Annotated in this window: 12 protein-coding genes; 7 read left to right on the top strand and 5 right to left on the bottom strand. The window is 73.3% G+C overall.

What is annotated here, in order from left to right; genetic code table 11:
* Window positions 1-2 precede the first annotated feature (2 nt).
* From ABZ128_RS05365 to ABZ128_RS05345, 5 genes are all read right to left on the bottom strand, one after another.
* Complete coding sequence (locus ABZ128_RS05365; protein ID WP_356846159.1) at window positions 3-1,094, bottom strand: ABC transporter ATP-binding protein; 1,092 nt, start codon at window positions 1,092-1,094, stop codon at window positions 3-5.
* On the bottom strand, window positions 1,091-1,939 hold the full coding sequence (locus tag ABZ128_RS05360) for an ABC transporter permease (RefSeq protein ID WP_356846158.1): 849 nt from the start codon (window positions 1,937-1,939) through the stop codon (window positions 1,091-1,093). The genes ABZ128_RS05365 and ABZ128_RS05360 overlap by 4 nt, the downstream gene beginning before the upstream one ends.
* Window positions 1,936-2,802 (bottom strand): ABC transporter permease, encoded by an 867-nt coding sequence (locus ABZ128_RS05355; RefSeq protein WP_356846157.1) that lies wholly within the window; start codon window positions 2,800-2,802, stop codon window positions 1,936-1,938. Before ABZ128_RS05355 ends, ABZ128_RS05360 begins: the two co-directional genes overlap by 4 nt.
* Window positions 2,802-3,941 (bottom strand): spermidine/putrescine ABC transporter substrate-binding protein, encoded by a 1,140-nt coding sequence (locus tag ABZ128_RS05350; RefSeq protein WP_356846156.1) that lies wholly within the window; start codon window positions 3,939-3,941, stop codon window positions 2,802-2,804. The genes ABZ128_RS05355 and ABZ128_RS05350 overlap by 1 nt, the downstream gene beginning before the upstream one ends.
* Before the next feature lie 184 nt (window positions 3,942-4,125).
* Window positions 4,126-5,286 carry an aromatic ring-hydroxylating dioxygenase subunit alpha gene (locus ABZ128_RS05345; RefSeq protein ID WP_356846155.1) on the bottom strand — a complete coding sequence of 387 codons (1,161 nt, stop codon included), beginning with the start codon at window positions 5,284-5,286 and terminating at the stop codon, window positions 4,126-4,128.
* Between the two features lie 442 nt (window positions 5,287-5,728).
* Between ABZ128_RS05345 and ABZ128_RS05340 the strand changes: the two genes are divergently transcribed.
* The 7 genes from ABZ128_RS05340 (at window position 5,729) to ABZ128_RS05310 (ending at window position 13,007) form a co-directional block, all read left to right on the top strand.
* The gene (locus ABZ128_RS05340) at window positions 5,729-6,148 is read left to right on the top strand and encodes a hypothetical protein (protein WP_356846154.1); all 420 of its coding nucleotides are present in this window, start codon (window positions 5,729-5,731) and stop codon (window positions 6,146-6,148) included.
* Window positions 6,145-7,482, top strand: a complete 1,338-nt coding sequence (locus tag ABZ128_RS05335; protein WP_356846153.1) for an NADH-ubiquinone oxidoreductase-F iron-sulfur binding region domain-containing protein — start codon at window positions 6,145-6,147, stop codon at window positions 7,480-7,482. The genes ABZ128_RS05340 and ABZ128_RS05335 overlap by 4 nt, the downstream gene beginning before the upstream one ends.
* Before the next feature lie 10 nt (window positions 7,483-7,492).
* Window positions 7,493-7,684 carry a ferredoxin gene (locus ABZ128_RS05330; RefSeq protein ID WP_356846152.1) on the top strand — a complete coding sequence of 64 codons (192 nt, stop codon included), beginning with the start codon at window positions 7,493-7,495 and terminating at the stop codon, window positions 7,682-7,684.
* A gap of 1 nt (window position 7,685) precedes the next feature.
* A complete protein-coding gene (locus ABZ128_RS05325; RefSeq protein WP_356846151.1) occupies window positions 7,686-9,764 on the top strand; it encodes an acetate--CoA ligase family protein in 2,079 nt (692 codons plus the stop codon).
* 57 nt (window positions 9,765-9,821) lie between these two features.
* The gene (locus tag ABZ128_RS05320) at window positions 9,822-10,994 is read left to right on the top strand and encodes an acyl-CoA dehydrogenase family protein (RefSeq protein ID WP_356846150.1); all 1,173 of its coding nucleotides are present in this window, start codon (window positions 9,822-9,824) and stop codon (window positions 10,992-10,994) included.
* A 78-nt stretch (window positions 10,995-11,072) separates the two neighbouring features.
* Window positions 11,073-12,245: an acyl-CoA dehydrogenase family protein gene (locus ABZ128_RS05315; protein WP_356846149.1), complete on the top strand. Its 1,173-nt coding sequence runs from the start codon at window positions 11,073-11,075 to the stop codon at window positions 12,243-12,245.
* Window positions 12,246-12,395: 150 nt separating this feature from the next.
* Window positions 12,396-13,007 carry a TetR/AcrR family transcriptional regulator gene (locus tag ABZ128_RS05310; protein ID WP_356846148.1) on the top strand — a complete coding sequence of 204 codons (612 nt, stop codon included), beginning with the start codon at window positions 12,396-12,398 and terminating at the stop codon, window positions 13,005-13,007.
* Window positions 13,008-13,240: the final 233 nt, after the last annotated feature.

Genomic DNA, 13,240 nt, shown 5'->3' with positions numbered 1-13,240 from the left:
GGTCAGTCGAGGACCAGGCAGTGTTCGGGCTTCCAGCCGATCTCGACCCGCTCGCCGCCGCTCCAGCGGTCCTCCATGCGGGAGCGGTCGGTGTTCTGCTCCAGTACGGACACCGTGACGCCGGGGGCCAGTTCGATGAGGTAGGTGGTGGTCGCGCCGGAGTAGACGGTCTCCCGGACGACTCCGGTGGCCCGGGCCATGCCGGGTTCGAAGTCGGAGAGCCAGATCTTCTCGGGGCGGATGGAGAGGTTCACCCGGCTGCCGTCGGGGACGGCGGGGCGGGGGCCCACGGGCAGGGCGGGGCCCTTGTCGAGGACGACCTCGCCGGCCCGGTAGGTGCCGGGGACGAGGTTGGAGGTGCCCATGAAGGAGGCCGTGAAGGTGCTCGTCGGGCGCTCGTAGACGTCCTCCGGGGTGCCGCACTGCTCGACGCGGCCCTCGTTCATGACGGCGAGGCGGTCCGACATGGTCAGCGCCTCGTCCTGGTCGTGGGTGACGAAGACGAAGGTGATGCCGACCTCGCGCTGGATCTGTTTGAGCTCGACCTGCATCCGGCGGCGGAGTGTGAGGTCGAGGGCGGCGAGCGGCTCGTCCAGCAGCAGGACCTGGGGGCGGTTGACCAGGGCGCGGGCGAGGGCGACGCGCTGGCGCTGGCCGCCGGAGAGGGTGGGGGGCTTGCGGGAGGCCAGTGCGCCGAGCTGTACGAGGTCCAGCATGTCGGTGACCCGCCGGCGGATCTCGGCGCGGGCGACGCCCTTGCGCTTGAGGCCGAAGGCCACGTTGTCGGCGAGGGAGAGGTGGTCGAAGAGTGCATAGCTCTGGAAGACGGTGTTGACGTTGCGCTTGTCGGGCGGCAGGCCGGTGACGTCCTCGCCGTCGAGCAGGACGCTGCCGTGGGTGGGGTCGGTGAAGCCGCCGATCATGCGCAGCAGGGTGGTCTTGCCGCAGCCGGACGGGCCGAGGAGGGAGAAGAACGCGCCGGGGTCGATGTCGAGGGTGACCCCGTCGACGGCGTAGGTGCCGGTGGTGGACGCGGCGTACTGCTTGCTGACCCGGTCGAGCCGGACGGCGGGGTTCGGGTGCACGGTGGTCACTTCCCGGAGAGCAGATCGAGGCCGCCGCGGCGGCCGAACAGGCGCGGGATGGCGAGCGCGAGGGCGATGAGTGCGATGGACCCGGCCAGCATCAGGGTGCCGACGGCGTTGATGGTGGGCTGCACGCCGAAGCGGATCGCCGAGTAGATGCGGACGGACAGCGGCTGCGGATCGACGCCGGTGGTGAAGTAGGCGAGGACGAAGTCGTCGAAGACGAGGGCGAAGACCAGCACCGCGGAGGCGAGGATGCTCGGGAGCAGCGCGGGCAGGGTCACCAGGCGCAGTGCCTGCCGGCGGGTGGCGCCGAGGTCCATCGCGGCCTCTTCGACCTCCGGGTTGAGGGCGGCGATGCGCGAACGCAGGATGACCGTCACGTAGGAGATGGAGAAGGTGATCTCGGCGAGGGTCATGGTGGCGGTGGACAGGGTGATGCCCAGGCCTTTGAAGAGGAGCATCGCCGCGACACCGGTGACGATCTCCGGGGTGATCAGCGGCAGGAGCATGACCAGGCCGGCGAAGGAACCGAGGCGGCCCCGGCTGCGGACCAGGCCCAGCGCCAGGGCGACGCCGAGGAGGAGCGAGCCGGCCATGGCGGCCAGGGACACGCGCAGGCTCATGCCGAGCGAGTCCAGGAGCGCGCCGTCGTGCAGGAACGCCTCGTACCAGCGGAGGCTGACGTGCTGGAAGACGGTGAGGGACTTCTGCGAGTTGAAGGAGAACAGGACGACGACGCCGACCGGGAGGTAGAGGAGGGCGAAGAAGACGACGGTGACGGCGATGGCGAAGCGGGGCCGCCGCTCGACACGGCGGCGGGAGCGCCGCCGGCCCGGCCCGGTGCGGGTCATCGGGCCGCCTCCGCCTCGTCCTTGCGGGTGCGCCGCAGGTAGCCCAGCAGCCCGAGGAACAGCACCGCCATCAGCAGCATGGTGAGGGCCGAGCCGAGCGGCCAGTTCTGGCCCTGGAAGAACTTGTCCTGGATCAGGTTGCCGATCATGATCTGGTCGGGGCCTCCCATGAGCTGGGCGCTGACGAAATCGCCCATGGCGGGCAGGAAGACGAGGACGCAGCCGGCCGCCGCGCCCTGCCGGGTTGCGGGCACGGTGACGAAGAGGAAGGTCCGCAGGGGGCCGCCGTAGAGGTCGCGTCCGGCCTCGATGAGCGAGGTGTCCATGCGCTCCAGGGCCGCGTACAACGGGATGATCATGAACACGACGAATCCGTAGACGAGTCCCGCGACGACGCCCGCCCCGGTCTGGAGGATCCTGGTGCCGCCGTCCGCGACGCCGATGGCGCGCAGGGCCTTCAGCAGCGGTCCGTCGTCGGAGAGGACGACGGACCAGCCGTACATCCGTACCAGGTAGTTGGCGAAGAACGGGACGACGATGGCGGCGATCAGCAGGTTCTTGAAGCGGCCGCCGTGCAGCGCGAGGGTGTAGGCGACCGGGTAGGCCACGGCCAGGCAGATCACACAGGTGATCAGTGCGTAGCCGAGGGAGCGCAGCAGGACGGTGCTGTAGGCCGGATCGGCCAGCGCGGCGAGGTTGTCGAAGTGGAGACCGAAGCGCGGGTTGCCGAGCGGGTCGGTGCTGCCCAGCGCGAGGGTGGCCACGAGGAGGAGGGAGGCGAGCAGGAAGCCGGTCATCCACAGGGTGCCGGGGAGCAGGAACCAGGTCCACAGCCGCGCCCCGGACCGCTCGCTCCGCCTCATCAGCCGGCCTTCACTGCGGTCCAGGCGGCGTCGCGGGCCTGCTCGCCCCTGGCGGTGCCGTTGCGGAAGAAGAGGTCGGCCTTGAGGTCGTCCGCCGTCACCAGGCACTGGGGGAACGGCTCGACGAGCGCGGAGTAGGTGTCCTCGGTGCCGCGCACGGGCATCGGGTAGCCGATGTACGCGATGTTCTTCTTCACGTTCTCCGGGCGGAGCATGTAGTCGATGAAGAGCATGGCGGTGCCGGGGTGCTGGGCGTTGGCGGGGATGGCGTAGCAGTCGGAGTTGACGGGGGCGCCCTGGCGGGCGACCTCGAAGCCGAAGACGGCGGGGTCCTCGGCCTGCGCGAGCATGGCGGCCATGTCCCCGCTCCAGGCCTGGGTCATGTCGGCGTTGCCGTTGAGCAGGTTGTTGTAGCTGTCGCTGGAGAAGCCGCGCAGGCGGGGGCGGAGGGTGTGGAGGGTGTCGGTGACGCGTGCGAGTTCGCCGGGATCGCCGGTGGTGAGGCCGAGGCCGAGCTTGAGCGCGCCCAGGCCGAGCACCTCGTCGCGGTCGTCGAGCACGAACACCTTGCCCTTGGCCTGCTCGTTCCACAGATCGTCCCAGGAGCCGGTGAGGTCGCCGAGGCGGTCCCTGCGCCAGCCGATGCCGGTCTTGTACATGGTGAAGGGGACGGTGTGGGCGGAGCCGGGGTCGTACCAGGGGTCGGCGAAGTAGCCGTAACCGCCGAAGACGGCCTCGGCGTTCTTCAGCCGGGAGTGGTCGATCCGGCGCAGCCGGCCCCCGGTGGCGAGGCGCTGCGCCCATTTCGCGGTGGGGAAGACGATGTCGTAGCGGTTGCCGGCGTTGAGTTTGGCGGCCATGCCCTCCATGGAGTCGAAGTTCGACTGGACGACCTTGACGCCGTACTCCTTCTCGAAGCCTTCGAAGACGGCCGGGTCGACGAAGTCGGCCCAGTTGAAGTAGACGAGGTCGCCGTCGACCTTGACGTCGATCGGCGCTTCGGCGGTGGCCCGGCCGGCCGGGTCGTCGCCGGGGGCGAATCCGCAGCCGGCGGCGGTGAGGCCGAGGAACGCGGCGGTGCCGGCGGTGGCCGCGCGGAGGAAGGAGCGTCTGGTCGGGGGAAGTTCCTCGGGGGACATGGGGGTCCTCTCCGTAGGGGCCGCAGGGGGACGGCGGGGCGGCAGGGGGTGGAGGGAGCGCTGCGGCGGCAGCAGCTTCAGCAGAACCTTCAGCAGGACCTTCGGCAGGGGCGGGTCAGCAGGGGCGGACCAGCGGGGCAGGTCGGCCGGAGCGGATCAGCAGGGCGGGTCGGCCGGAGCGGGGTCACTGCCCGGCGGCGGCCAGGTCGGCCCGGATGCGGCCGGCGAACCAGCCGACCGCCGACTCGCGGCGGGAGAGGGGCCCGGGCTCGAACCCGGGGGTGGAGAGCCCCTTCTGGACGCGGGCGACCAGCTCGGCGTCCTCGTCGTTGGTGATCCAGCCGATGTGGATGTTCAGGCGCCGGGCCAGCCGGGTGCGCAGTCCGGTCCCGCGACGGGTGTAGAACGCGCCGGGGACGGCCACGCGGTCCACCGCCGTCGGAATCGCGGTCCAGGCCAGTACGTGGTCGGGGTAGAAGTCGATCAGGGTGTTGGGGTAGATCACCGCGTACCGCCAGACCCGGCGGTCCGACTCGCCGAGGCCGGGCATGGGGGCGGCGATGCGCTGGTAGAGGCGCTCGGCCCAGTTCGAGGACGGCTTGTCCCGCAGCGGCGAGGTGAACAGCGCGTAGGAATCCTCGATCGTGCAGGTGTAGCCCTGGTAGTCGAGCAGCCGCATCAGCCCGGGGTGGGCCACCGGGACGTGGTACCCCTCCAGGTAGTTGTCCACCGCCACCTTCCAGTTGGCCTCCTGGATCTCGGCGCCGGCCAGGTCGTGGATCCGGGCGCGGCCCACCGGGACCAGATCGGCGTCGGCGTAGTGGCCGACCGCCTCGGCGAGCCCCGAGCACTGCTTCGCCAACGGCACGGCGTCGGGGTCGAGGCTGACGAAGACGAAGCCGAGGAAGGACTCGACGCGGGCGGGGAACAGCCCGAGCGCGGGTTTGTCCAGGCACGGGATCTGCCGCGCCTCCGGGGCACCGACCAGGCTTCCGTCGAGTCGGTACGTCCAGCCGTGGTAGGGGCAGCGGATCGCCTTGCCGGCCGGTTCGGGAGCGCTGACCAGGCGCGTACCGCGGTGGCGGCAGACGTTGAGGTGGGCGGCCAGGGCGCCGTCCTCGGTGCGGACCACCACGACCTCCCGGTCCGCGACCGTGGCGGCGAGCCGGGCTCCCGGGGCCGGCAGGTCGGATTCGTGGCAGACGAGCTGCCAGGACGCGGCGAAGACGTGCCGCGTCTCGGCGGCGGCAATCGCGGGGTCGGTGTAGTAGCGGGCCGACAGTGCGGGGCCGGGAAGGTCCTGACCGGGCGCGTCGAGGGGGGGATCGGGGGCTCTGGACTGCATCGGATGACTCCTCCGGGCCGGCTGTGCGGCGATCGGTGTCTGCGATAGGTGTCGAGGCGAACCCAGCTGCGGCAGGGTGGTCCGGACGGACGCCGGAACCACGCTGACCGATTGGACAGTCAGCCTGCTGGCTCATTTCCGCGGGGTCAAGACTTGTACGCTGACCGATCGGTCAGCTAGCGTGATGAGCGGCTGACCGATCGGTCAGTGAGCGTGCTGCCTGTCGCCCTCCGGCGTTCTTCCGCCCCGTCCTGCTCCAGGACCCGGGCACAGCCGGCCGGCCCGGCCCCGGGCACCTGCCCGGGCCCCACCCCCCCGCACCCCCCTTCCCACTCCGCTCCCCCGCTCGCCGCTGCACGCGGCGCGGATGACGGCACGGGTGACGGCGGGTGACTCCCTAACGGCACGGATCACCACACCCCCATCCCTCCCGGAGGCACGCATGAGCGGTCGTCCGCGTCTGGACTGGCTCGGGCTCACCCCCGAACCGGAGCGGGAACTGCCCGTGGCGGTCGCCGCGCTGCGCGCCTCGTCGGCGGCCGCCGAGCGGCGCCGGGTGGAACGCCTGGTCCTGCGGGGCAGCCGGCACACCTGGCTCCGCTACCTCGCCGAGGTCACCGAGCTGGTGACCGCCGTGGCCGCCAGGGCCGGCGGAGCCGACGGGCTACGGCCGCGCGACCGCGCAGCGGCCCTGCTCGCCGCCGAGGTGGTCCTCGACCACCACCGCATGCTCATCGGCCTCCCCGGACCGGGATACGGCCGCACCGCCCGGGACCGTACCGCCCTCGAAGGCGCCGTACGGGCCCTGCGGACCGACCCGGCGGCGCGCACCGCCCACCCCGGCACAGGAGACCGCCGATGACCACGATCCGCTTCCTGACGGCCCTGCCGCCCGGCTCGCCGGGCTCCGTCCTCGGCCCGGCCCCGGACCGCGAGGAGAGCGCCGAGGCGTACCGGGCCGCCGGCGGCTACGCCGGTGCCGCCGACGGCCCCGACGAGCTGCTGCACCACCTCGCCGCCTCCGGACTGCGCGGTCGCGGCGGGGCCGGCTTCCCGGCCGCCGTCAAGCTGCGCGCCGTGGGTGAACGCGGCGGGCTCCCGGTGGTGGTGGCCAACGGCGAGGAGGGCGAACCGGGTTCGGTCAAGGACCGCTGGCTGCTGCGGGCCCGGCCCCACCTGGTCCTCGACGGCCTGGCCCGCGCCGCCCGGATCACCGGTGCCGTACGCGGCTACGTCTACCTCTCGGACCCGGAGGCGGCGGCGCGCGTACGCCGGGCTCTCGCCGAACAGCAGCCGCACCTGCCCGTCCAGGTCGTCGAGACCCCCCGCACCTACGTCGCGGGCGAGGAGTCCGCGGCGGTCCGCCGGATCAACGGCGGACCGGCCCTGCCCACCGCCAAACCGCCCCGCCCCTTCGAGCAGGGCGTCGCCGGCGCACCGACCCTGGTCGCCAACGTCGAGACCCTCGCCCGGATCGCCCTCACCGCCGCACGCCCGGACCTGCGCCGGCGGATCGCCCGCACCACGCTGGTGACGCTGTCCGGCGGGTCCGCGGCCCCGGTGCTCACCGAGGTGCCGTACGGAGTCCCGCTGCGCACCCTGGCGGTGGCCCACGGCTCTGCGGACGCGACCGGGGCCCTGATGGGCGGGCTGTTCGGCGGACTCGTCGACGCCCGCGCCCTGGGGCTCGCCCTCGACCCCGACGCCCTCGCCGCGGCGGGCACCGCGCTGGGCTGCGGAGCGATCCACTTCCTCGCCCCCGGCACCTGCCCGGTGGCCACCGCGGCCCTCGCCGTCGCTCACCTCGCCGCGGAGAGCGCACGCCAGTGCGGCGTCTGCACGGCGGGCACGGCCGCGGTCGGCGGCGCCCTGGACGCACTCGCGGCGGGAACGGCCGGCCCCGACACCCTTGCGCACCTGCACCGCTGGTCGCAGGGTCTGCCCGGGCGCGGAGCGTGCGGTCTGCTCGATGCGGCCGCGGGCACCGCCGGCAGCCTGCTGCGCACCTTTCCCGGACTCGTCCGCTCCCACCTCGCGGCGCCGTGCCCGGCCTGCGCGGGCGGACCGCCGCCCGCGGCCGGCCGCCGACTGCCGGCCGTTGCCGTACCGGAGGTCGCCCGGGCACCCCTCCCCGGAGCCCCGGACGCGGTCACGTCCGGGGCCGCGGCCGGGGGCTCCACCCCGTCGCCCGCCTGAAAGGAACGCCGTGAAACTCCTGTTGGACTCCACCCGCTGCCAGGGCTACGGCCTGTGCCAGGAACACGCACCCGACCTCGTCGAACTGGACGAGTGGGGCTACGCGAAGGTCGTCGCCGTCGCCGTCCCGGCCGGCGCGGAGGAAACGGCCCGGGCCTGCGCCGAAAGCTGCCCCAACTCCGCCCTCCGCGTGGAGGGATGACATGGGACGCGATCTGACCGCGCTCTTCGACCCCGGCTCCGTCGCCGTCATCGGGGCCAGCGACGACCCGGCGAAGTACGGGCACGCGGTGGCCTCGCAGGCCCTGCGCGCCGACGGCCGGCGGCCCGTGCACCTGGTGAACCGGCGCGGCGGCACCGTCCTCGGCCGGACGGCGGCCACCTCCCTCGCCGCGATCGGCGAGCCCGTCGAACTGGTGGTGATCTCCGTCCCCGGCGCCGGTTTCGAGGCCGCCGTGGACGACGCCCTGGCCTGCGGGGCGAAAGCCATCGTCGGCATCACCGCGGGCTTCGCGGAGGCCGGCCCGGCGGGACTGGCCCGGCAGCGGGCGGTCGCCGCGCGCGTCCGGGCCGCCGGGGCCGTCCTCGTCGGACCCAACTGCCTGGGCATCGCCGACAACACCACCGAGCTGTACCTCGCCTCGGACCGCTTCGCGCCCGGCAGTGTCGCCCTGCTGAGCCAGAGCGGCAACCTCGCCCTCGAACTCCAACTCCGCGCCGCACCGCACGGCCTGGGCTTCTCCCGCTTCGTCTCCCTGGGCAACCAGGCCGACGTCACCCTCGTCGACCTCGTCGAGGACTGCGCCCGCCACGAGGCCACCACGGCGATCGCCGTGTACGCCGAGGACTTCGGCGACGGCCGGGCCTTCGCGCGGGCCGCCGCCGCGGCGGGAAAACCGGTGGTCCTGCTCACCGCCGGCCGGGGCACCGCCTCCGCCCGCAGCGCCCGGTCGCACACCGGGGCGCTCACCACCTCCGCCGACGTGGTGGCCGCAGCCTGCCGCGACGCAGGCGTGGAACTGGTCCGCACGCCGCGGGAGATGACCGTCGTACTGGCCGCGCTCGGCGCGGGGCCGCGCACCGGCGGCCGCCGTACCGCGGTCCTCACCGACGGCGGCGGCCACGGCGCCGTCGCGGCCGACGCGGCCGAGGACGCCGGCCTCGCCGTCCCGGAACTCGGCGCGCCGGTGCAGGACGGGCTGCGGACCGCGCTGTGGGCGCAGTCCGCGGTCGGCAACCCGGTCGACCTGGCCGGGATGGGCGAGCAGGACCCCCTCTCGTACGCCGCCACCGTCGCGGAACTGCTCGCCGCGGACGAGGTCGACGCCGTCCTGATGACGGGGTACTTCGGCGGTTACGCCGCCTCCGACGGCGGCCTGGGCGGCGGTCCGGCCGGCGGCTTGGTGCTCGCGGAGGGGGAGACGCGGGCCGCCGAGAAGATCGTCGCGCACCTCGCCGCCGCGCCGAAGCCGCTGGTCGTCCAGTCGATGTACCCGCAGTCGCCGAGCTGCCGGGTGCTGGCCGGGGCCGGGATACCGGTGTTCGCCGCCACCGAGGACGCCGCCCGCGCGCTGGCCGCGATGACCGGGCGGGGGGATGCCGGCCCGGCCGGGGTCCCCCGGGTCCCCGCTCTTCCGCCGGCCGCCGAGCCGCTGCGGGACGCGGGCTACCACGGGGTGCGCGCGCTGCTCGGCGCCGCCGGTGTGCCGTTCCCGCCCGCCCGGGAGGTCACCGACGAGGCCGGGCTGCTCGGCGCCGCCGCCGGGTTCGACGGCCCGTACGTACTGAAGGCCCTGCACGTCCTGCACAAGTCGGACGCGGGCGGGGTCGCGCTCCGCCTCGCGGACCGGGAGGCGCTCCTCGCCGCCTACCGGGACATGCACGACCGGCTGGGCGCGCCCTCCTACTCGGTCGAGGCGATGGCCGACCTCTCGGACGGCGTCGAGCTGATCGTGGGGGTGCACCGCGACCCCCGGTTCGGGCCGGTGGCCGTGGTCGGGCTGGGCGGGGTCCTCACCGAGACCCTGCGCGACGTCGCCTTCGCGCTCGCGCCCGTACCGGCCCGGCGCGCCGAGGCACTGCTGCGCGGACTGCGCAGCGCCGCGCTGCTCGACGGCGTGCGCGGCCGGCCGGCCGTGGACGTGGGCGCCGCGGCCGCCGTCATCGAGCGGATCACCACCGTCGCCGCCGCGCATCCGGAGATCGCCGAGTTCGAGGTCAATCCCCTGCTGGTGCGTCCGGACGGCGCCCTGGCCCTGGACGCACGCGCCGTCCCGGGCTGACCGCCCGGCCGCCCCTAAGGCCCCTGCCCGACGTACCCCTGCGCCCCGGAGGACACCGTGGACTTCCGCTACACACCCGAGCAGGCCGACCTCAAGGCCCGCGCCGCCGCCTACTCCCGGCTCCTGATGCGGTACGAGGACCGGTCCGAGGAGGCGGGCGGCCCGCTGCCCGCCGAGACGGTCCGCGAACTGACCCGCGCCGCCGTCGACGCGGGCGTCTACGCCATCAACATGCCCGCCGAGTGGGGCGGGGCCGGCCTGTCACTGCTGGACCAGGTCATCGTCGAGGAGGAGTTCGGCAAGGTCACCAACTGCCTGTGGGACATACCCTGGCGGCCCGCGAACGTGCTGGCGTACGGCACCGAGGAGCAGCGGGAGAAGTACCTGCTGCCGGTCATCCGGGGCGAGCGGTTCGACGCGTTCGCGGTGACGGAACCCGGCGCGGGCTCCGATCCGGGTTCGTGCACCAGTACGGCGACCCGGACCCGGGGCGGCTGGCTTTTGAACGGCGAGAAGTGGTTCGTGACGTGCGGCGACATCGCCGACTTCCTGCTGGTGCAGGCGGATGCGGGCCCGGAGCGGGCCGCGACGCTGTTCTTCGTGGACAAGCAGGCGCCGGGGGTGGAGATGACGCGGGTCCCGCGGTTCATGCACTCCGCCGTGAACGGGCACCCCGAGTTCACCTTCACCGATGTCTTCGTCCCCGACGAGGACGTCCTGGGCGGTGTCGGCAACGGCTACGAGCTGACGAAGCAGTGGTTCACCGACGAGCGGCTGATGATCGCCGCCCGGACCGTGGGGGCGGCGGAGCGGGCCCTGGAGCTCGCCCGCGGATGGGCGGTGGAGCGCCGGCAGTTCGGCTCGCCCCTCGCCGACTTCCAGCTCGTCCAGGGGATGCTCGCCGACTGCGCCGTCGACATCGCCGTCAACCGCGCGTACACCCACCAGGTCGCCTGGGAGGCAGACCGGCCGGACACCGACCCCAAGACCCTGCACGCCAAGGCGTCGACGGCGAAGCTCGCGGCCAGCGAGGCCGCCGGACGGGTCATCGACCGGTGCGTGCAGGTCTTCGGCGGTCGCGGCTACGACCGCTCGTACCCCGTCGAGCGGATGTACCGGGAGCTGCGCGTCGACCGCATCTGGGAGGGCACCTCCGAGATCCAGCGCCTGATCATCGCCAACGAGCTCGTCAAGCGCGGCACCCGGGTCCTCGCGCTGCCCGCTTCCTGACCACCGCCACTCCGCAGCCCGCGTACTTCCGCACTCCCGCACTCCCGCACTCCACCACGATCCAGAGGACCGACAGACATGGACTTCCGTCTCACCGCCCGTCAGGAAGAGCTCAGGAACGCGGCGCGCGCCCTCACCGAGTTCATCATGAAGTACGAGCTCGACTGCGAGGAGAACAACGGTCTGCCCCCGCAGGCGCACACCGAGATCCGCGACGCCGTACTCGACAGCGGCCTGCAGGCCGTCAACATGCCGGTGGAGTGGGGCGGCGCCGGCCTGAGCATCCTGGAGCAGGTCACGGTGCAGGCGGAACTCGGCCGGCTCACCGGCGCGCTGTGGGACATGGTGTGGCGGCCGGCCAACGCCCTGTCCTTCTGCACGCCCGAGCAGCGCGAGCGGTACCTCGTGCCCGTCATCCGGGGCCGGCGCCGCGACTGCTACGCGGTGAGCGAGCCGGAGGCCGGCTCCGACCCGCAGGGCATCAGGACCACGGCGAGGCGGACCGCCGACGGCTGGGTGCTGAACGGCGAGAAGTGGTTCGTCACGGTCGGCGACCACGCGGACTTCATGATCGTGCTGGCCGCGGCCGGGGAGGAGGGGGCGCCGACTCTGTTCCTGGTCGACAAGGACACCCCGGGGGTCGAGATGACCCGCGTACCGCGCTGGATGCACACCTTCGTCTACGAGCACCCCGAGTTCACCTTCACCGACGTGCACGTTCCCGGGGACGCCGTACTGGGGGAGGTGGGCAACGGCTACGACATCACCCGCTCCTGGTTCACCGAGGAGCGGCTGATGATCGCCGCCCGGACGATCGGCGCCGCGGAGCGGGCCCTGGAGCTGGCGCGCGACTGGGCGGTGGAGCGCCGCCAGTTCGGCTCCCCCCTCGCCGACTTCCAGCTCGTCCAGGGCATGCTCGCCGACTGCGCCGTCGACATCGCCGTCAACCGCGCCTACACCCACCAGGTCGCCTGGGAGGCCGACGAGGGCCGGGCCGACCGCAAGACGCTGCACGCCAAGGCGGCCATCGCCAAGCTGGCGGCGAGCGAGGCCTCCGGGCGGGTCGTCGACCGATGCCTGCAGATCTTCGGCGGCCGCGGCTACGACCGCTCCTACCCCGTCGAGCGCCTCTACCGCGAGCTGCGCGTCGACCGCATCTGGGAGGGCACCTCCGAGATCCAGCGCCTGATCATCGCGGGGGAACTGGTCAAGCGCGGCACGGGGGTTCTGGCCATGCCGTCCGCCGTGTGAACCGGCGGCCCCGGCGGCCGACGTACGACCGGGTACCGGGACCCGCGGGGCGGGGCTTCCACTCGTCCGCGGGGCCCGGGAAGGCGATGGACAGGGATGATGGACCGGCGGGCCCGGCAGCCGGCCCGATCGACACGGGGAGTAGCCGACGTGACCAAGGCCGAGCGCGCACTGGAGACGCGTGAGCGAATCCTCACGGCCGCGTGTGAAGTGATCGCCGACATCGGGTTCGAGAACGTCAGCATGCGCAAGGTCGCCGAGCACGCCGGCGTCTCGAAAGCCCTCCTGCACTACCACTTCGACACCCGCGAGAAGCTCTTCGCCGAGGCGATGACGCACTCCTTCGCGCAGACCGGCACGGACGTCGACGGGGACGCCGACTCGGTCCCCGCCTCGGTCGTCCTGGCGCGCATCCTGCGCAGCATGCTGCCGACGGACGCGGAGCTCCGCCAGGACTGGAAGCTCTGGCAGGAGCTGTGGGTCCGCGCAGGGCGCGACCAGGCGGCCCGTGAGCTGGCCGTCGACCTGTACGACCAGCTCCACGCGTGGGTCGGCGGCGCCGTGGAGCGGGGCATCGCCTCCGGCGAGTTCACCGACTGCGACGTGGCCGCGGTCAGCACCCTGGTCCTGGCCCTGTGTGACGGTCTCGGCATCCGCCTGATGCTGGCGGACCCCCGGGTCGACCTCACGACGGCCCAGGCGACGATCTGGCAGACCATCGCCCCCGCTCTCGGCGTCCCCCCGGACTTCCCGCAGGTCTGACGAAGGCTTGCGACGAGGGCCGGTCAGTGGCCGGTGGTGCGGGGGCGGCCGTACCGTGTTGACGCGCGTCCGGGACGGCGCCTGCCCGGCGTGGACGACGTCCCAGCACACGTCGCCGGTGAACCAGTCGGCCGGCGACTTGCTGGTGGACTGCCGCGGGGCGAATTCCATGGGGTTCCTCCCGGGTGTGCTGTACGACGGCCTCATGCCCGGGTCGGCGGCTCGGCCAAGGG

Source organism: Streptomyces sp. NPDC006326 (assembly GCF_040612915.1).
GTDB lineage: Bacteria > Actinomycetota > Actinomycetes > Streptomycetales > Streptomycetaceae > Streptomyces.
Note: the sequence above shows the minus strand (reverse complement) of the source record. Positions and strands in the feature narration are given on the sequence as shown.

What these genes read in the sequence shown, in the direction of transcription:
- ABZ128_RS05360 (WP_356846158.1), bottom strand. Translation starts at nt 1,939, where the DNA reads ATGACCCGCACCGGGCCGGGCCGGCGGCGCTCCCGCCGCCGTGTCGAG.
- ABZ128_RS05315 (WP_356846149.1), top strand. Translation starts at nt 11,073, where the DNA reads ATGGACTTCCGTCTCACCGCCCGTCAGGAAGAGCTCAGGAACGCGGCG.
- ABZ128_RS05325 (WP_356846151.1), top strand. Translation starts at nt 7,686, where the DNA reads ATGGGACGCGATCTGACCGCGCTCTTCGACCCCGGCTCCGTCGCCGTC.
- ABZ128_RS05345 (WP_356846155.1), bottom strand. Translation starts at nt 5,286, where the DNA reads ATGCAGTCCAGAGCCCCCGATCCCCCCCTCGACGCGCCCGGTCAGGAC.
- ABZ128_RS05355 (WP_356846157.1), bottom strand. Translation starts at nt 2,802, where the DNA reads ATGAGGCGGAGCGAGCGGTCCGGGGCGCGGCTGTGGACCTGGTTCCTG.
- ABZ128_RS05340 (WP_356846154.1), top strand. Translation starts at nt 5,729, where the DNA reads ATGAGCGGTCGTCCGCGTCTGGACTGGCTCGGGCTCACCCCCGAACCG.
- ABZ128_RS05335 (WP_356846153.1), top strand. Translation starts at nt 6,145, where the DNA reads ATGACCACGATCCGCTTCCTGACGGCCCTGCCGCCCGGCTCGCCGGGC.
- ABZ128_RS05350 (WP_356846156.1), bottom strand. Translation starts at nt 3,941, where the DNA reads ATGTCCCCCGAGGAACTTCCCCCGACCAGACGCTCCTTCCTCCGCGCG.